The organism is Streptococcus mitis (genome assembly GCF_902159415.1).
GTDB classification, from domain to species: domain Bacteria; phylum Bacillota; class Bacilli; order Lactobacillales; family Streptococcaceae; genus Streptococcus; species Streptococcus mitis_BG.
Map to the genome: position 1 here is coordinate 481451 of NZ_CABGJU010000001.1, position 16302 is coordinate 497752.

The following is a 16302-nucleotide window of genomic DNA, read 5'->3' on the forward strand; positions in this document are numbered from 1 at the left end:
TTGAAATATGTTTTAAGTCGTCTATGGATAAACCAGTTTCCTTACAACAAAATAAATAGCTTTCTACCGTAAAGATTTCTTCACTTGCTGTTTCTGTTTGATCTGCTTTTTTCTTGTATTCATCCCTTGATTAAGCATGTTCATTAAGATAGTTGCTACTTCTTGAACTGGAAACTCCTCCATCTCCATAAAGAATTCTTTGAATGGTTTAATTCTTGGATTAGCAGATTTCGCAAATACCCAAAAAATTCTGTGAAAAAAAGTCATATCAAAATTGGTCAGGATAGATAGATCAATGTCACCAGTTTCGAGTTTTTCTTCCTCATTTAGGTGTTCAATCTTATCGAGAATTGACTGCGTACTCACCATTGAAAACAAGTCTTGAAAATAATCTTTACCAAACTGTTCTTTATAAGCAATCGGTGTATAGGCATTAGTAGCTAATTCATAGGTCTTTCCTGAAATTGTAATACTATCTCTCATCTGTAACTCCTTTATTCACGAGGTTCAAAGACTTCCTTGAACCAATTCTGACGAATCTCATCACTTGTTTCTTCTGTCGTTTTGCGACGAACCACCTTATCAAGTGGCCGAGGACTTGCAGTAAAGTTTAGCTCAACCTCATTAATATCTGAACCAGATTTTGTTTTTGATCCCATTGACGGACGTGATGCGTAACAGTAATACAAAACATGAAGTGTTTCTTTCTTATCTCCTTCAAAACGAAACATCAGAGCGAAATTCTTCTTTTCAGCATTTGCGATTTCAGAAATCGTTTTAGTTGTTGGATCTAATTTTTCTCCTAAGACACGAGTTAAAAATTCTTGAGTTAATAAGGCGAGCTTCAATGTTCCCTCATAACCATCATTTGATTCCGAAGTATAAAAGTTGATATTATCTGCCTTGTATGAACCTTTGTCACCAGTCGGTTCCAAGGTTAGTTCTGCTGCACCTCGTAATCGTTCAACCGTTCCATAAGTCAATGCACCATTTGAAGCTTCAGTTGTAACTTCTGCCCAATGAACATCTTGTAATCCGAATGTAACTTTATTTTTTTCAGTCATAACTATCCTCCGTTTAATGAAATGTAATATGTAATTTGATAGAGTTTTTCAGTTGAGATATAAGTCTCTATTTTGTCAAAAAAAATTGAATGACTATCAAATAAGTCATCCATCTTAGTTTCGATTCCTAAGTCCTTCTTTAAGGTATATAGTTCCACTTGAAGATTAAGAGTCTTATGATAGCTCCAATTATCAGCTCCAGTATTTTCAGAGTCCTTAACAAGATATACAATAAATGGTGGAGCTGGACTTCTTCCTTCTTCAAAATGATGATAAACTACTGGCAACTTTGATTTTATTAAAATGTTATAGAAATCTTTTAATGTCATGAAATCCTCACAATCTTTGTCTCAGCCTATCTTCAAGTGACTTAACGGCACTTTTTTCAACGATTTCAATATGTTTTTGCCCTTCTACTCGACCACCATTTTGTTTAGCGTGACCATTTTCTAGGAGATGAGTTAAGCCTGGTGTTCGGTTATGAATGGTTTTTGTTAAGCAAGTAGGACTGTCACTTGTTGACTTACTTTTCCAACCTCGTGCATACTTACCAGTTTTTCGTGGAGAAGAGATCTTTAAAGTATCTACAGCACTGTCTGTTACTTCTTCTACTACCTCTCGCATTGCAGATGTCGTCTCTTTAATGTAATCATCCAACTCTTGATCAATTACTTTTTCCAACTCATCCATTCCTATCCTGTTCATAGTCATTCTCCTTAGTTGCTACAATATAAATCAATTGCTTAGGAACGCTATCACCATCAATTGAATCTATCGTAAAGTAGGCGTCTCTGTATCTTATCCGAGCTTTTAATGAACTTAGATTTAGTACCGCTTTGTCGTACCTTAGTGTAAATTGGATTTTATTATAAAGGAGTTTAGACACACTCCCCTCATTTTCTGTTAAGGTCAATGGCCGACTAGAACACCATCTTTGGAAAATGGTGTTCCAAACTGAAGATTCATTTCCAATTTCATCAACCACAATTTTACGCACTTCAAATGTAAGACGATCACGTAATGGAGCAATTTTCATCAAAAGATATCCTTCCTATCAGCTAATAGTAGGTGATATAACATTTGTTTTAACTCTTTATAATTAGCAGTTTCACGGTGTTCATAAAGATAGGCAACCCCATACAGGATTGCCATTCTTAGAACCTCACTGTAAGTATTCTGTCTTAATGTTTCTTCACAGAGCTTTTTACTCGTATCAATCAATTGCATAATCAAGTCATCTTCATCTGTGTTTTCTACCTTAAGGTAAAGTTTTGCTTCTTCTAGACTTATCATGATTATTTTGCTTTCACAGTTAAAATTTTTACTGCTTCTGGTAATACTAATTTCCCATCAACACGTTGAGATGCAAGAAAACCAATTTGACCATTATTAGCATAAAGTTCATTTAGACGTTTAAAAGTACGTCCTTGGCGGTCTGCAATCCAGTAATATGAGAAATCACCAAATGCAATAGCTTTATTCCCCTGTTCAGGTAGGGGTGCAAAGGTAGATGTATAGTATGGACGGTTAAGAATTAAATCTGGTTGTCCAGCTTGTGTAGACGGTTGCCAAATATAATTTCCGTTATTGTCTTTTAGTTTACGGATTGCTTTGACAGTTGTATCATGAAGAATCCATACTGCATTTTTACGATACGGAGCAGGAAGAGAATGATACAATTCAATCATGTCATCAAACGTAATATCTTTAGTCGTCGTTGTAGGACCAGTAACATTTGCTTGCGTAAAGATTCCTGTTGGTTTCTTTGAGCCATCTCCAATAAGGAATGATTTCTCTTCTTCTGTACCAATACGTCGTGCAAACTCACTAGTCATATAGGATTCTAAATCAAATACTGAGTCATTTAACAATTCTTCTGAGATTCGAATAGCTGTTCCAATCTTATGCGAATCAAGTGTTACTTGACCAAATGTCTCATCAGTTTCAGGATAAAGTCCATTTTCATCCATCCACGACGCAGTTCCGTGCCCTGTAACAACTGGAATCTTCCGCTCTCCACTTGATGTTTTAATGACAGTTGCTAGACTTCGGAAGAAATTCTCTTCTTGAAGACCTTGAACTAGTTTTTTCTCATACTCATCAGGTACTAAATGGCCACCCTCTGTATCTTCTCCAACACGAAGAACATCCTTAACATCAAAGAAGTTACGCTTACGGACATTCGTCCAAAAGGTTTTGGAATAGGCATCAGACTTAGTTCCCTTCTTCTCATCTTCTACCTCACTATCTTTTAAGACAGTGGTAGGCTGTCTTGTCAAAGCCTGAGAAGTTGGTTGAGCAAGTTCTAGATCAATCTTTTCTTGTCGTTCTAAGCGAGCAATTTCTTGATTATAGCGATTGATTTTACTTTCCATTTCATCATAGCGTTGAGAATCTTCTTCTGAGACTAAACCATCTTCAGTTCGCACTGAGTCTAGGAAAGTTTTTGCTTGTTCCCAAGCTTGATTTCGTTTTTCTTTTAATTCAAGTAATTTAGACATAGGTTAGTTTTCCTTTCATTATTTCAATAAATCTAATCGTTTTCTTAACTGATTGAGAGGAGTCGTTGATAAAGGTTTGTAGCTATCTATTTTGGCTTGAAGTTTAACAACAAGGTTATGATCCGCAGTGGCTCTACTAAATGAATAACTGCTTAGTTCTAGTTCTTCTTTAGGTTCATCTTTACTGAATAAAATCTTGTCCGCAAAGCCAAGTTCAACTGCTTTTCTCGCATTAAACCATGATTCAGAATCCATTAAATGTGAGATTTTTGTCCTAGATAATCCTGTTCTTAACTCATAGGCATTCATAATAGACTCTTTGATTTCCCCCAGCATTTCAATGACCTTTTCCATATCCCTTGCTTCACCTTGTGCAATTGTCCATGGATTGTGAATCATCATCATTGCAACAGGACTCATGGATACTGTTGTTCCAGCCATGGCAATGACACTGGCAGCACTAGCGGCAAGACCATCAATTATGACATGCACATTTCCCTTGTAATCCATCAGCATGTTATAGATTTGTGCTGCAGCAAAAACATCACCCCCTGGACTATTAATCCAGAGGGTGATATCACCTTTTCCTGCATTTAAATCATTTTTAAAGAGTTGTGGAGTAACTTCATCTCCAAACCATGTTTCATCAGCAATCTGTCCTTCAATACGAAGAGTGCGAATATTCCCTTCGTCTGAAAAACTCCAAAATTTACGCATCCTCTTCCTCCTTTTGTTTTTCTTGAAGTTGTTCAATTGCCTGTTTTGTCATAAAACCACCAGCATCTTTTAATTTAGTCATATTTCCGTTAATCAAATAAAGGTTTCCTCCTTCTTCATCTGTTAAAAGATTTAAATCTTCAAGTTCTCGAATATCATTTGTTGATAGCCAGCCATTCTGTCTTGCAATAGCATACCCACTCATACGACTTTGATAATCTCCACGTAATAAACCATCTACATTGAACTTAACAAAGTACTTCTTCTTTTCTTCAGGTAAAAAAAGAGACCTCTTGAAGGCCTGTTCTAAACGAACTACCCAAGGGTCTAATGTGTATTTTACAAACTCTAGTGATTGTTGCTCGATATTTGAAAATGAAGATTTTTCTAAATCACCAATCATATGTGGTGGTATCCTATACAAACGTGCAATCTCATTGATTTGAAACTTCCTAGTCTGTAAGAATTGTGCTTCTTCTGGTGGAATACCTATTTGAGTGTACTTCATCCCTTCTTCTAGAACTGCAACTTTATGTGCATTTGTTACACCGTTATAAACCGCATTCCAAGAATCACGTACTCTTTTTGGATCCTTCAAAATCCCTGGATGTTCCAATACACCACCTGGATTTGCACCATTTTTAAAGAATGATGCTCCGTAATTCTCTGTAGCCAAAGTCATCCCAATTGCGTTCTTTGCTAATGCGATGGGAGAATAGCCAATCAATCCATCAAAACCAAGTCCTGGAATGTGAAGGACATCTTCTTGTTTTAAAATAACACTTCCTTTATCCTTGAAATTTGGATTTTCTTCGGTCTGACGTTGATATTTGTAGTAAAGTTTCCCATTTTCATCACGGTGTACTGACATTTTATCTGGTAATAAGGGATACAAACTGATAACCTGACCGCTCTTATCTCTTATGATTTGAATATATGCATTGCCCCATATCAAAAGATGAGTCATCAAAGTTTCTCGAAAGACAAAAGAAGACATCTCTGGATTTGGTTCATCATGAAGTAAGAAATATAGAGGATGTTCAAATTTTTTCTCTCTCCCATTAGACGTTCTTTCGTATATGTGAATGGGTAGAGAAGCGACAGCTTCAGCTAATATTCTCACACAAGCATAAACAGCTGTAGTCTGCATTGCTTTAAATTCATCTACATTTTCACCACTAGAAGTTCGTCCAAAGAGATAGGAAAAGTCCTGTCCCTCATAGCTATTATGCGGTTTATCTCGTGATCTTTTTCTTCCAATAAAATCTAAAAATCCCATCTAATCCTCCATTTTTGAGTACAATAAAAGCACCTCATTTGCGAGATGCTCTACGAATTAAAATTGAATTTACTTATTGAATAACTTAGCCCAATTCTGCTTGGAATTTAAAATTCTGGAGACATAAACTTCATATTTGTCGATATAATAAAAAGCTAAGTAATTTTCAATTGGCATATATCGGTAACGTTTTCCGTCATCTGTTAATTCACCGTAACCTCGACTCGATACCAAAGGACATGCTTCTGGAAATGTTTCTAAAGTTTCTAGTGCCGTTAAAATAAGGTCTAGTTTACTATCGGCAGATTGTTGGCTGTAAAAATTCAGTACAATATAATCATGTATTTCTCTCAAGTCTTTCTTAGCTTGATCCGTAAGAGAAACATGGTAACGCTTATGATTAACCAAGTCCAAATTCCTTTCTTACATCTGCTAAAGAGGTTAGTTTACCTTGCTCAATTTCTTGATGTCCCAACAAGATCTCTTTTTTCAAGTCTTCAAAAGCAACCTGATATTGGGTCTCTTGTGAATCACTAAATACGAACTCTTTAGGGTCAACCGCACCTGTCGCAATTTTACGAAGTGCAGCATTAAAGATATCTGACAGGGTTAACTTTTCATCAGCTAAGATTTCTTTCGTTTGTTGATAAAAAGTCGAATCAGCTCTAAAATTAACAGGTTGAGTACTTGCCATGATTAATACCTCTTTGTAAAGATGTTTTGTAAATACATTGTATCATCTTTAGATTTAAAATTCAACTAAAAGCTTAGTATTCCTCGCTCATCATAAATACTACTATCATTATTTTGGTGTCTAATACATCTATCAATCCCCATTATAAGAGCAACAATTCCATCGATTTTTTCAATTGATTTCTCTTTATCTGGTTTGATATTGCCTGCAGGGTCTTGGCGCATAACTACGTTTTGCGACATCCATTTTAAAACAGGTTGTCCTCCGTGTTGTATACGACCTTCCATCATAAGTTTGAATAATTCCTTTGACGGTGGACTCATATCCTTGTACCCCTGACCAAAAGGAATCATTGTCAGCCCCATATCTTCTAGATTCTGCACCATTTGCGTTGCATTCCATCTATCATAGGCGATTTCTTTTATATTGTATAGCTTTGATAATTCCTCAATGAACTTCTCTATAAAGCCATAATGAACAACATTACCCTCTGTCGTCTTTAGATAACCTTGCCGTTCCCATACATCATACAAAACATGATCCCTACGACAACGAAGTTCAAGAGTATCTTTTGGTAACCAGAAATAGGGTAGAATGATGTAATTTTCTAGTTCATTCCTAGGTGGAAAAACTAAAACAAAGGCTGTGATGTCGGATGTACTTGACAAGTCTAGTCCTGCATAACACTCACGACCTTTCAAGCTTTCAAAATTGATTGGTGCATCCCCTTTGTTGTATACATGTTCTGGAATCCAAGCAACTGTAGAATTTGTCCACATATTTAGCCGTAGTTGCTTGAATACATTTTCTTCAGCAGGATTATCGAGTGCTTGTTTATATGCTTCTCTGACACGGTCTAAACCAATGGTATGACCTAATGACGGATTTGCTTTTAACCAGTTACTTTCGTCATTCCAGTCCTCTTCACCAGATAAACCATAAACGACAGGATAAAAAGATGTATCTTTCTTTCTGTCGTTTAAAATATCAAGTGCTTTTGTATGTAACTCGTAACAAATTGAATTCTTATCTGTTCCTGCAGTAGTAATGATAAAAAATAAGGGTTGTTCTCGTGCATCCCCTGAACCTTTAGTTAAGACATCATAGAGGTGGCGATTGGGTTGCGCATGAATTTCGTCAAACACGAGTCCTGAAACATTGAGACCATGTTTTGTACCAGTCTCAGCGGACAAAACTTGATAGAAACCTGCATTAGAGTAGTTAACAATTCGTTTCGTAGCACCCATTATTTTTGAACGTTTCTCTAAAGGTCTACTCATTAGTACCATTTGTTTTGCTACATCGAATACAATAGAGGCTTGATTTCGGTCGCATGCAGCACCATAAACCTCTGCACTGGCTTCATTATCTGCATAAAGTAGATAAAGAGCGATTGCTGCTGCTAGTTCACTCTTCCCATTCTTTTTTGGAATTTCAATATAGGCAGTTAGAAATTGACGATTCCCATCTTCTTTAACAATCCCAAATAAATCTCGTACTATCTGTTCCTGCCAGGGTAAAAGTATAAACTTCTGACCTGCCCATTTTCCTTTAGTATGACAAAGGTTTTGAATAAAAGTCACTGCTCTATCAGCCTTACTTTTATCATAATGTGATGTAGCTAGCATAAAAGGAGTTGGTTCATAATGAAAAGTCATAGTAAACCTCCCAACAAATCTTCCATTTCGTCACCGTTACCAACATCTGAATCCATAGTAGCTAAACGATTCCTAGCGGATGGGGTTAGACCAAATTGTTCACAAAACTTCAGCATGATTTTTAAATTAGTTTGACTAATTGAAACTTGTGGAACTTGCTGTAAATAACCATTTGGTGTCTTTAAGATAGAACCATGTTTTGATAAAAATTCCTCTGCTTCTTTCCATCGTGCGTAAGCTTGACAATAACCTGCAAATGCAGTCATATCCATTTCCGTCAGTAATCCCATTTGTTCCAATATTTTTCCCATCCGTTTCCATTCCCTCTTAGCATCTTCTTCAAGCCACTGGGGGCAACGTGGAGCCTTCTTTTGAGGTTTTACTTCATTCGTTGGGAGAGGCCGTTTACCAGGATTACCTTCTAGAACTTTTAAATTTGTAGGTTTCGGTTTACGTCCTCTAATTGCCACTAATTCACCTCCTAAAATAAAAAGAACTCACATCGAGTTCCAAATTATAATTTATTGTATGTATCCACTATTTCTTGATAGATAATTTTATCAAAATCATCCATTCGGTCAGTGATTTTACCATATTCATAATGAAAAACTATTTCTTTATTTCGTTTAATTTTTAGGATTGCTATCCAAGCTCTATCAATATGTCGATCATAAGTACTGTATTCCCTAAGAAACTCAATATGATAGTGCCGACCATTGAATTCTCTAGTTATCATTTCCCACATAACTATCTCAATTTCATTATTTTATCAATTCCGTAAAGTACATTTAAACTTTGTCCATTATCCCAATTCACTAAAATTGAACCAATATCATCAACACCAATTACCGTACCGAGAGTACCTATAGGTGGTGCAAATGGATCCTCCATTTCGAGTAATTTGACTCGAGTTCCATTGGGATACAATGATTTCAAAGTCTTCACTTTTAAGTCGTCCATAATATAACCTCTTCTCTTTTGTTTAGTACATATTAACTCTAAAGTTCATCTTTATCCAGTTATTTCTGATGATATTTTGAAGATAATATAGCACAACCAATAGCATACACAACTGGTACTGTGACTCCGTTTCCTGCTTGTTTATAAAGTTGTGCATCTGAATTTACAGCTTTTGCCTTTTCAAATAAGTCATCACTGAAACCTTGAAGTCTAAAACACTCTTTTGGAGTAAGTTTTCTAATTTTGACAACACGACCATTCCAAACTACTGCGCCCATCTGGCAGCTACATGAAAGGTTGTGAGCTATTCCTCTCCCTACTCTTGCTCTTCTCGTTAATGAACTTGGATAAGAAAGATCAACTGAGTCACCGACCTCCGCCAATTGGTAACCTTGCTTTGTTCCGTTCCTAACCTTGATACCTTGTGCCAAAATTGGTTGAACCTCAAGCACTCCAGAGTTCATTGCTGTTCGCTTTGTCGCACCAGCAGTGTAACGAGCAGTTATACATCTTGCTTCTTCAGTTAATTTTGGTCCAGTTAGCGATTGGTCAATCAGATATAGACCTGTCTTAGCTCCTAGTCCTCCACCCTCTCCAACAAGTGTTGTTGCAATACCACTAGGGTCGTAGACACGGTAGCTTTGCATACCGCCTACAAGTTGCTTAAGATGGCTACTGCTTTCTCTGCTGATAGGTAGTACTTGTCGTCGACCTTTTCTTCTAAGATGTCCGATAGTATAGATGCGCTCTCTATTTTGTGGTACTCCGTAATCTTTTGAGTTGAACACTTGCCATTCAAGGTCGTACCCTGATTCATCCAAGATAGAGAGATAGTCGAGATAATCTCTTCCCCCACCACTTGATAAAAGTCCTTTAACATTTTCAAGGAGAACCCATTCGGGTTTATCTTCTTCTTTTTGGCTTTTGATGAGTTCAACAAATGTAAAAAAGAGTCCACTTCGCTCACCGTATAGGCCGGCTCGTTTCCCTGCGATAGACACATTTTGACAAGGGCTTCCCGCACACCAGAGATCTGCTTTTGGTAATCGTAATGGATCGATTGTTGTGATATCGTCATGAAACCATTCTCCTTTCGTATCATACATTGCTTCATAAGACTTGCGTGCAAACTTATCTTTTTCGCAAAATCCTATACATTTCATTCCTGCTAATTCTAGCCCATGTCGAAAGCCACCAACTCCTGAAAAGAAATCTAGAAATGTTAGTGTCATACTTGTTCCTCCAACTCCTTTAACACTTGGTTATAAGTTAAAACCTCATGATTACGTTGTACGGTTACTTCAGTATCGCCTGTAATTTCTATATAGCGTTTTACAATGACATCCACAAACTTTTCATCCAGCTCGATTCCATAACAAACACGTCCAGTCTGATCTGCAGCTATTAAAGTAGAACCAGAACCTAAAAATGGATCTAAAACTATTGTTCCACGCATAGAAGAGTTTTGAATAGGGTAAGCCATAAGTTGAATTGGTTTCATGGTTGGGTGGTCTTTACTAGACTTAGGACGGTCATATTCCCAAATGGTAGTTTGCTTCCGATCACTAAACCATTGATGCTTTCCTTTTTTCTTCCACCCATATAAACAAGGTTCATGTTGCCATTGATATGGGCTACGGCCTAATACAAGTGAGTTCTTTTTCCAGATACAACACCCACTCAAATAGAAACCAGCATCTTTAAAAGCTTTACGGAAGTTGAGTCCTTCCGTATCCGCATGAAAAACATAGATAGATGCATCAGTTTCCATGTGATTTTCTACTTGAGTAAACATAGAAAGGAGAAACTGATAGAAGTCACCGTCAGACATATTATCATTTAGGATTTTCCCAGCCGTCTCTTCAACGTCAACGTTATAAGGCGGATCTGTTACAACTAAATTAGCTTTCTTATCACCAAGTAATTGGTCGTAGGTTTCTGATTTGGTAGAATCACCACAAATGACTCGGTGCTTTCCGAGTTGCCAAATATCGCCACGTCTTGATACCGTTGGTTTCTTCAATTCTTCTTCCACATCAAACTCATCTTCAGACAACTCCTTGTCATGGACATTAGAGAGGATATTATCAATCTCTGGCGGTTCAAAACCAGTCAGGTCTAGATTAAAATCAGACTCCTGTAAATCCAAAAGTAAGTCCGCTAAGAGAGTTTCATCCCATTGACCTGTAATCTTATTGAGTGCAATGTTCAATGCTTTCTCATCTTCTTTAGAAAGCTTTACAATTACACACTTAGCAGTTTCATAGTCAAGGTCTTTAAGAACTGTCAAGCGTTGATGACCACCAATTACAGTTAAATCTTCATTGACAATAATAGGGTCAACATATCCAAACTTTAGAAGCGACTGTTTAATTTTTTCATATTCTTTATCCCCTTTTTTCAGTTTCTTTCGAGGATTATAAGCTGCAGGCTTTAATTCTTTCAGAGGAAGTTCTTTTATTTCCATTGTTGGTTGGTTCGTCATTTTAGACTCCTTTGTAAAATCTTATCTGTATGTAGCAGGCATGGCTACAATACTTTCTATTGGGATTGGCATAAGATAAAAATGACTTACCACAACACTGGCAAGTCATTTCTTCATATGCAGTTTGTTCCTTATCATGTTCCTCTTGATGATTTTTCCACCAATTTATTCTGCACCTGTCTGAGCAAAATTTCTTCGGTCGTCCAGTTTTATTAGGAACCATAGGTTGAAAACATTGAGGACAGTTTGTACCATCTTGAACTCGTTTCTCAACCATCAAATACGGTAATGTTCCTTGTCCCTTTAACTCAGGATGTCTTTTACAATACTTCTTAACAGAGTCCTTAGATAGACCAATTGCTTTAGCAACTTCACCGTATCCTAAGCCATTTTTTCTAAGTAACCAAATTTGTTCTCGTTGATAGTTATTCATACCTGTTCCTCACTTTTATACTAAAAAATAAGGTTATTTTCGTACCTAAATTTAAACAAATTTACGAAAATAACACTCACTTAATTCTATATTCTTACTGGATTCTTTACTATTTTGAATTGATTTTTATATCCCACCCTATCAATTTTGCGAAATTTTACGTTTAAGGGGGCTTCGGTCTTTTACGGACAAGGGTTTAGAGATTTTATCCCCCCTACCCCAGAGAGAAAAAAATAAATACTTTTAAAACGAATCTACAATATTAAAACCGATAGGTATATTCCACATATCTATCAGTCGTCTTGGTCTTTCTATCATGACAAGATTTACAGAGAGCTTGCCAGTTAGATTGATTCCAAAAGAGTTCTTGGTCACCTCGGTGGGGAGTGATATGATCAACCACTGTTGCCTTGGTCAGTCGACCTTCTCTTTGACAGTAAACACAGAGAGAATTGAGCTTTAAGTAACGAATCCTCGCCTTATTCCACCGTGAATTGTAACCTTTAGCTTTAGTTGTCCTGGCGTCAAGTGAGTGGTTAGTCTTGTGGTCATCGCAGTACTTGTTTCCATAGGTCACAAGGTTTGGACAACCATTCTGCTTGCAGGGAGTTCTTGGTCTACGTGGCATCTTACTGCTCCCAAGGAAGAGTTGGTTTCGTAAAATGTCCAAAACATGTAGATTGAGTGTAGTCTACGTTTAGAAGATCCAACTCCTTGATAATCCCTTTCGGTGTTAAATCGTACCGTTCTTTAATCATTCCTACCAATTGTTTGCTCGTATAGTTACTTGTTCCAAATGTTTCTACATGAATAGAAACCGGTTCTGCAACCCCTATAGCGTATGCTAATTGAACTTCGCATCGTTTAGCATATCCTTCACGAACGATGTCTTTTGCAATCTTACGTGCCATATAAGCTCCTGAGCGATCCACTTTACTTGGATCCTTTCCTGAAAATGCACCACCACCATGATGAGCAAATCCACCATAGGTATCAGCAATAATTTTTCTTCCAGTAACTCCAGCATCTGCATAAGAACCACCAAGAACGAAACGACCAGTGGGATTCACTAAAATATTAAAATCAAGGTTTTGTCTATACCGTTTAGCAACTTTCATCATAGATTCTTTAACAATAGCTCTTAGATTCTCAATTGTCATTTCATCGCTATGCTGAATTGATACTAAGAATGTTGTAATTCTTTTATTGTCATAATCATAAGAAACCTGTGCCTTAGCATCTTTCCCTAAGAGCGGATGCTGAAGTTCCATAAGATTCTCAAGAACACGAGTTGCTAAAACGTAGGGAAGCGGTAAGTATTCGTTAGTTTCATCAGTTGCATAGCCATACATCATACCTTGGTCACCAGCACCACCTGTATCAACACCTTGAGAAATATCATCACTTTGTAATCCGATAAGATTTGTCACAATGATATTTTCCATTCCTAGTGGTTTAACGACATTTCGAACAACAGTTTTTAAATCAAACAAGGCTGTTGTTTTCATTTCACCAGCAACCACTATATGATTATCTTTGATAAGAGTTTCTACTGCAACCCTGCTATTCTTATCTTGTTCTAAACATACTGTTAGAACTGCATCTGAAATCTGGTCACAAATTTTATCTGGATGACCATTAGATACTTGTTCACTCGTAATAATCATTATTTCCTCCACGCAAAAAGCCTCCCCATTTGGGTAAGGCTCTGTTTTTTTTTTTATTTTGCTTTTCTACCTACTTCATAGGCTTGTTCAAGCATTTCTTTCAATGCCCAAACGCTGATGTCATAAAAGTCAAGGCTGTCGCTATTTCTCGTTTCTAGCGTTTCAGCGCCAATTCTATTTTTTGCGATTTTTGTTAAAATATCCTCTTTCTTCATGGTTTTATCCTCTTTCTTTTTTGTTGTAACCATATTACCTCTAAGAGCGGGATATATCCAGTCATTTGTGCATTATTTTAAAGATATTTTAAACTTTTAAAGTTTTCAAAATCACTTCAAGAATAGCTTCTTGTTCATCAGATTCTGGGTAGATATCCCATCCTCTGTCATAAGAAATGATAGTATTTTCAGCAACATCAACCTCTAATTTGAATACACATCCTAAATCAATACCTACATCTGAAGGTTGGTCACTGACTTTTGCTATGTAATCAACTATTCGTCCGTGATAATGAATCTGACCTCTAGTCCACATGGTTATTCTCCTCTTATTTTTCTAGGTGTATATTACCGTAGAATTAGAATTTTATCCAGTTAACTTAGCAGATTTTCTATCTTTTTTGACATCTTAAGTATAACACAGTCATTTTTAAAAAGCAGTACCATCTTAGTAACAACTTAGTAACAGGGTAGTACCACCTTAGTAACACCCTAGTATCATTATCCATTTATACTCAAGGTTTTACCAGCAAAACGGTAATATTCTTTTACTTGTTTTAAGGCTTTTTGTCTATATCGACTAACTGTCATTCTAGAAACATTATGTTTAGGTAGTAACTCATCCCATGTCAATCCAGCTAAGACTAAATCAACTACTACATCTCTCATAATTTCATCAACAGAAGAAACAGCAAGTTCAAAAAAATCGAGATCAGTTTTTAAATGACAGTACTTTTCAAACAGTGACTCCTGATATTCTTTTTCCTCTGCTAAGAACTTATCATGAAAAGATAGAGCCATATTTTCTGTTCTAACATTAGTTTTACTCGTTTTAACACGTTCTTCATTTGTCTGTCTAGTAGCAAGAGAATAGAGAAAAGCATCTTCTGAAATGGGTTTATAGTTTTCAATCAAGTTCTTTGCAATTGTTAAATCTCTTTTTGCATCTTGATAGTGTTGAAAATAGTAGTCTACTTTATCCATATCAACCTCCTACTTGTGCTTTTACTGCTTCAATCAAACGTGATTGTTGCGCGTCCTTAGCAGTTAAAGCTTTTAGAATATCATCATCAATTGTACCTTCCGTTACAATATGCTGAATAATGACTGTGTTTGATTGTTGCCCTTGACGCCAAAGTCTAGCATTGGTTTGTTGGTAAAGTTCAAGAGACCAAGTTAACCCAAACCACACTAAATGATGACCTCCCTTTTGTAAATTTAGACCATGTCCTGCACTAGCTGGGTGTAGCAAACCCACAGAGATATTCCCTTTATTCCATTCATGAATATCAGTTTCACTTTTAAGAACTGTACTTTGAATCCTAAGTTTTTTCATTCGTTCTTGAATACGAAGTAAATCATGTTTGAACCAATAAGCAACCAACACAGGTTCTCCATTTGCTGCTTCGATAATATCTTCAAGTGCATCTAGTTTTTGATCATGTAACTTGATAATTCTATGATCATCAGAATAAACAGCACCATTTGCCATTTGAACCAGTTTATTGGATAAACTAGCAGCATTTGCTGCTGTTACTTCAATTTCGTTAGAATCATAAATAACAGATTCCTTTTTAAAGTCTTTATATCTTTTTGCTTCTGCGTTTGTGAGATGGACTGATTTTTTCGCTGAGATTAATGTTGGCATTTGTAGATAATCCATTGCTTTCATAGAAATTGTGATGTCATCAATCTTGTCAAAGATTTGACACTCTGCATAGTCCATTGGAATATATTCATAGACGACGTTTCCATTTCTACGTCCCTCTCTAAAATAACGACTTCGGTATTCTCCAATAAAACGACCCAAACGGACACCACCATCTATGACTTTAAACTCCGCAAACAAATCCATCAATCCGTTGGAACTCGGTGTGCCTGTTAAACCTACCACTCGTTTCATGTAGGGGCGCATGGCCATAAAAGCTTTAAAACGTTTTGATTGCCATGATTTGAATGAACTTAATTCATCAATGACAATCATATCCCACTTGAAATGCGGATGACACTCTTCAACTAACCAAGGGATGTTTTCACGATTTACAATGTAGATATCCGCATCTTTTTGGAGTGCTTCTTGTCGTTGTTTTGGAGTACCCACAATTTTTGAATATCTCAGATGAGACAGTTCTTGCCACTGCTCTATTTCGTCACTCCATACTGTATTTGCGACTCTAAGCGGAGCAATAACCAAAACCTTTGAGACCTCATAACGGTCAAACATTAGTTCGTTAATGGCTGACAGGGTGGTAGCTGTTTTTCCCATCCCCATGTCTAAAATGACTGCTACATGAGGATTTCTTATTATGAAGTCTTTGGTGACTTCTTGATAGTCATGCAGTTTCAATTTCATCCAATATCCCCTCAATATCTTTCTTATTATCTAAAACATAGACTCGAAATCCTAAATGTTCAAATAACTTATGCCGTGACACCTGCAAAGCTCTAGGATGTTGATTAGGTGCTTTTACTTCCACCAAACCAAACTTGCCATTGGGTAAGAATACCAGTCGGTCAGGTACTCCTGAAAAGGAAGGTGATACCCACTTTGGACAGATACCACCACGCTTTAAAACCTCGCTTGCTAACTTTTGTTCGATCACTTTTTCTCTCATACTTGTCCTCTCAT

25 protein-coding genes are annotated in these 16302 nt (G+C 36.7%); all 25 read right to left on the reverse strand.

Features of this window, described 5'->3' with window-relative positions:
- Nucleotides 1-63: 63 nt before the first annotated feature.
- Nucleotides 64-483, reverse strand: a complete 420-nt coding sequence (locus FN031_RS02445) for a hypothetical protein (protein ID WP_006153800.1) — start codon at nt 481-483, stop codon at nt 64-66.
- Nucleotides 484-494: 11 nt separating this feature from the next.
- Entirely contained in the window at nt 495-1064 is a 570-nt protein-coding gene (locus FN031_RS02450; RefSeq protein WP_045616007.1) for a major tail protein, read from the reverse strand.
- A gap of 2 nt (nt 1065-1066) precedes the next feature.
- Nucleotides 1067-1393, reverse strand: coding sequence for a hypothetical protein (locus FN031_RS02455; protein ID WP_142557296.1), 327 nt, complete (start codon nt 1391-1393; stop codon nt 1067-1069).
- Nucleotides 1394-1400: 7 nt separating this feature from the next.
- On the reverse strand, nt 1401-1769 hold the full coding sequence (locus FN031_RS02460; RefSeq protein WP_142557298.1) for an HK97 gp10 family phage protein: 369 nt from the start codon (nt 1767-1769) through the stop codon (nt 1401-1403).
- A complete protein-coding gene (locus tag FN031_RS02465; protein WP_142557301.1) occupies nt 1747-2100 on the reverse strand; it encodes a head-tail adaptor protein in 354 nt (117 codons plus the stop codon). Before FN031_RS02465 ends, FN031_RS02460 begins: the two co-directional genes overlap by 23 nt.
- Nucleotides 2100-2357 (reverse strand): head-tail connector protein, encoded by a 258-nt coding sequence (locus FN031_RS02470; protein WP_142557304.1) that lies wholly within the window; start codon nt 2355-2357, stop codon nt 2100-2102. The genes FN031_RS02465 and FN031_RS02470 overlap by 1 nt, the downstream gene beginning before the upstream one ends.
- A gap of 2 nt (nt 2358-2359) precedes the next feature.
- The gene (locus tag FN031_RS02475) at nt 2360-3565 is read right to left on the reverse strand and encodes a phage major capsid protein (RefSeq protein WP_142557306.1); all 1206 of its coding nucleotides are present in this window, start codon (nt 3563-3565) and stop codon (nt 2360-2362) included.
- An 18-nt stretch (nt 3566-3583) separates the two neighbouring features.
- Nucleotides 3584-4282 (reverse strand): head maturation protease, ClpP-related, encoded by a 699-nt coding sequence (locus FN031_RS02480; RefSeq protein WP_142557308.1) that lies wholly within the window; start codon nt 4280-4282, stop codon nt 3584-3586.
- The gene (locus FN031_RS02485; RefSeq protein WP_142557310.1) at nt 4275-5561 is read right to left on the reverse strand and encodes a phage portal protein; all 1287 of its coding nucleotides are present in this window, start codon (nt 5559-5561) and stop codon (nt 4275-4277) included. Before FN031_RS02485 ends, FN031_RS02480 begins: the two co-directional genes overlap by 8 nt.
- Nucleotides 5562-5630: 69 nt before the next feature.
- Nucleotides 5631-5969: a type II toxin-antitoxin system RelE/ParE family toxin gene (locus FN031_RS02490; RefSeq protein ID WP_061421031.1), complete on the reverse strand. Its 339-nt coding sequence runs from the start codon at nt 5967-5969 to the stop codon at nt 5631-5633.
- Entirely contained in the window at nt 5962-6255 is a 294-nt protein-coding gene (gene relB / locus FN031_RS02495; protein ID WP_061421032.1) for a type II toxin-antitoxin system RelB/ParD family antitoxin, read from the reverse strand. Before relB ends, FN031_RS02490 begins: the two co-directional genes overlap by 8 nt.
- Before the next feature lie 65 nt (nt 6256-6320).
- The gene (locus FN031_RS02500) at nt 6321-7913 is read right to left on the reverse strand and encodes a terminase large subunit (RefSeq protein WP_049501436.1); all 1593 of its coding nucleotides are present in this window, start codon (nt 7911-7913) and stop codon (nt 6321-6323) included.
- Nucleotides 7910-8383: a phage terminase small subunit P27 family gene (locus tag FN031_RS02505; protein ID WP_049501437.1), complete on the reverse strand. Its 474-nt coding sequence runs from the start codon at nt 8381-8383 to the stop codon at nt 7910-7912. The genes FN031_RS02500 and FN031_RS02505 overlap by 4 nt, the downstream gene beginning before the upstream one ends.
- 44 nt (nt 8384-8427) lie before the next feature.
- Nucleotides 8428-8658, reverse strand: a complete 231-nt coding sequence (locus FN031_RS02510; protein ID WP_142557312.1) for a hypothetical protein — start codon at nt 8656-8658, stop codon at nt 8428-8430.
- A 2-nt stretch (nt 8659-8660) separates the two neighbouring features.
- On the reverse strand, nt 8661-8873 hold the full coding sequence (locus FN031_RS02515; protein ID WP_000342240.1) for a DUF4314 domain-containing protein: 213 nt from the start codon (nt 8871-8873) through the stop codon (nt 8661-8663).
- A 59-nt stretch (nt 8874-8932) separates the two neighbouring features.
- Nucleotides 8933-10105: a DNA cytosine methyltransferase gene (locus FN031_RS02520; RefSeq protein ID WP_142557314.1), complete on the reverse strand. Its 1173-nt coding sequence runs from the start codon at nt 10103-10105 to the stop codon at nt 8933-8935.
- Entirely contained in the window at nt 10102-11358 is a 1257-nt protein-coding gene (locus FN031_RS02525; RefSeq protein WP_142557316.1) for a site-specific DNA-methyltransferase, read from the reverse strand. The genes FN031_RS02520 and FN031_RS02525 overlap by 4 nt, the downstream gene beginning before the upstream one ends.
- A gap of 1 nt (nt 11359) precedes the next feature.
- Nucleotides 11360-11791, reverse strand: coding sequence for a helix-turn-helix domain-containing protein (locus FN031_RS02530; protein ID WP_142557319.1), 432 nt, complete (start codon nt 11789-11791; stop codon nt 11360-11362).
- A gap of 262 nt (nt 11792-12053) precedes the next feature.
- Complete coding sequence (locus FN031_RS02535) at nt 12054-12419, reverse strand: HNH endonuclease (RefSeq protein WP_142557320.1); 366 nt, start codon at nt 12417-12419, stop codon at nt 12054-12056.
- Between the two features lies 1 nt (nt 12420).
- The gene (metK, locus tag FN031_RS02540; protein ID WP_142557322.1) at nt 12421-13458 is read right to left on the reverse strand and encodes a methionine adenosyltransferase; all 1038 of its coding nucleotides are present in this window, start codon (nt 13456-13458) and stop codon (nt 12421-12423) included.
- Nucleotides 13459-13511: 53 nt separating this feature from the next.
- Nucleotides 13512-13706: a DUF6900 domain-containing protein gene (locus tag FN031_RS02545; RefSeq protein WP_142557324.1), complete on the reverse strand. Its 195-nt coding sequence runs from the start codon at nt 13704-13706 to the stop codon at nt 13512-13514.
- 55 nt (nt 13707-13761) lie between these two features.
- Nucleotides 13762-13989 carry a DUF7678 domain-containing protein gene (locus FN031_RS02550; RefSeq protein WP_142557326.1) on the reverse strand — a complete coding sequence of 76 codons (228 nt, stop codon included), beginning with the start codon at nt 13987-13989 and terminating at the stop codon, nt 13762-13764.
- A gap of 185 nt (nt 13990-14174) precedes the next feature.
- Entirely contained in the window at nt 14175-14657 is a 483-nt protein-coding gene (locus FN031_RS02555) for a hypothetical protein (protein ID WP_142557328.1), read from the reverse strand.
- A gap of 1 nt (nt 14658) precedes the next feature.
- Nucleotides 14659-16026 (reverse strand): DEAD/DEAH box helicase, encoded by a 1368-nt coding sequence (locus tag FN031_RS02560; RefSeq protein ID WP_142557330.1) that lies wholly within the window; start codon nt 16024-16026, stop codon nt 14659-14661.
- Nucleotides 16007-16288 (reverse strand): VRR-NUC domain-containing protein, encoded by a 282-nt coding sequence (locus FN031_RS02565; RefSeq protein ID WP_006153521.1) that lies wholly within the window; start codon nt 16286-16288, stop codon nt 16007-16009. Before FN031_RS02565 ends, FN031_RS02560 begins: the two co-directional genes overlap by 20 nt.
- Nucleotides 16289-16302: the final 14 nt, after the last annotated feature.

What these genes read in the sequence shown, in the direction of transcription:
- FN031_RS02530 (WP_142557319.1), bottom strand. Translation starts at nt 11,791, where the DNA reads ATGAATAACTATCAACGAGAACAAATTTGGTTACTTAGAAAAAATGGC.
- FN031_RS02510 (WP_142557312.1), bottom strand. Translation starts at nt 8,658, where the DNA reads ATGTGGGAAATGATAACTAGAGAATTCAATGGTCGGCACTATCATATT.
- FN031_RS02515 (WP_000342240.1), bottom strand. Translation starts at nt 8,873, where the DNA reads ATGGACGACTTAAAAGTGAAGACTTTGAAATCATTGTATCCCAATGGA.
- FN031_RS02525 (WP_142557316.1), bottom strand. Translation starts at nt 11,358, where the DNA reads ATGACGAACCAACCAACAATGGAAATAAAAGAACTTCCTCTGAAAGAA.
- FN031_RS02560 (WP_142557330.1), bottom strand. Translation starts at nt 16,026, where the DNA reads ATGAAATTGAAACTGCATGACTATCAAGAAGTCACCAAAGACTTCATA.
- FN031_RS02445 (WP_006153800.1), bottom strand. Translation starts at nt 483, where the DNA reads ATGAGAGATAGTATTACAATTTCAGGAAAGACCTATGAATTAGCTACT.
- FN031_RS02555 (WP_142557328.1), bottom strand. Translation starts at nt 14,657, where the DNA reads ATGGATAAAGTAGACTACTATTTTCAACACTATCAAGATGCAAAAAGA.
- FN031_RS02485 (WP_142557310.1), bottom strand. Translation starts at nt 5,561, where the DNA reads ATGGGATTTTTAGATTTTATTGGAAGAAAAAGATCACGAGATAAACCG.
- FN031_RS02475 (WP_142557306.1), bottom strand. Translation starts at nt 3,565, where the DNA reads ATGTCTAAATTACTTGAATTAAAAGAAAAACGAAATCAAGCTTGGGAA.
- metK (WP_142557322.1), bottom strand. Translation starts at nt 13,458, where the DNA reads ATGATTATTACGAGTGAACAAGTATCTAATGGTCATCCAGATAAAATT.
- FN031_RS02470 (WP_142557304.1), bottom strand. Translation starts at nt 2,357, where the DNA reads ATGATAAGTCTAGAAGAAGCAAAACTTTACCTTAAGGTAGAAAACACA.
- FN031_RS02465 (WP_142557301.1), bottom strand. Translation starts at nt 2,100, where the DNA reads ATGAAAATTGCTCCATTACGTGATCGTCTTACATTTGAAGTGCGTAAA.
- relB (WP_061421032.1), bottom strand. Translation starts at nt 6,255, where the DNA reads ATGGCAAGTACTCAACCTGTTAATTTTAGAGCTGATTCGACTTTTTAT.
- FN031_RS02450 (WP_045616007.1), bottom strand. Translation starts at nt 1,064, where the DNA reads ATGACTGAAAAAAATAAAGTTACATTCGGATTACAAGATGTTCATTGG.
- FN031_RS02460 (WP_142557298.1), bottom strand. Translation starts at nt 1,769, where the DNA reads ATGAACAGGATAGGAATGGATGAGTTGGAAAAAGTAATTGATCAAGAG.
- FN031_RS02550 (WP_142557326.1), bottom strand. Translation starts at nt 13,989, where the DNA reads ATGTGGACTAGAGGTCAGATTCATTATCACGGACGAATAGTTGATTAC.
- FN031_RS02535 (WP_142557320.1), bottom strand. Translation starts at nt 12,419, where the DNA reads ATGCCACGTAGACCAAGAACTCCCTGCAAGCAGAATGGTTGTCCAAAC.
- FN031_RS02520 (WP_142557314.1), bottom strand. Translation starts at nt 10,105, where the DNA reads ATGACACTAACATTTCTAGATTTCTTTTCAGGAGTTGGTGGCTTTCGA.
- FN031_RS02480 (WP_142557308.1), bottom strand. Translation starts at nt 4,282, where the DNA reads ATGCGTAAATTTTGGAGTTTTTCAGACGAAGGGAATATTCGCACTCTT.
- FN031_RS02455 (WP_142557296.1), bottom strand. Translation starts at nt 1,393, where the DNA reads ATGACATTAAAAGATTTCTATAACATTTTAATAAAATCAAAGTTGCCA.
- FN031_RS02500 (WP_049501436.1), bottom strand. Translation starts at nt 7,913, where the DNA reads ATGACTTTTCATTATGAACCAACTCCTTTTATGCTAGCTACATCACAT.
- FN031_RS02565 (WP_006153521.1), bottom strand. Translation starts at nt 16,288, where the DNA reads ATGAGAGAAAAAGTGATCGAACAAAAGTTAGCAAGCGAGGTTTTAAAG.
- FN031_RS02545 (WP_142557324.1), bottom strand. Translation starts at nt 13,706, where the DNA reads ATGGTTACAACAAAAAAGAAAGAGGATAAAACCATGAAGAAAGAGGAT.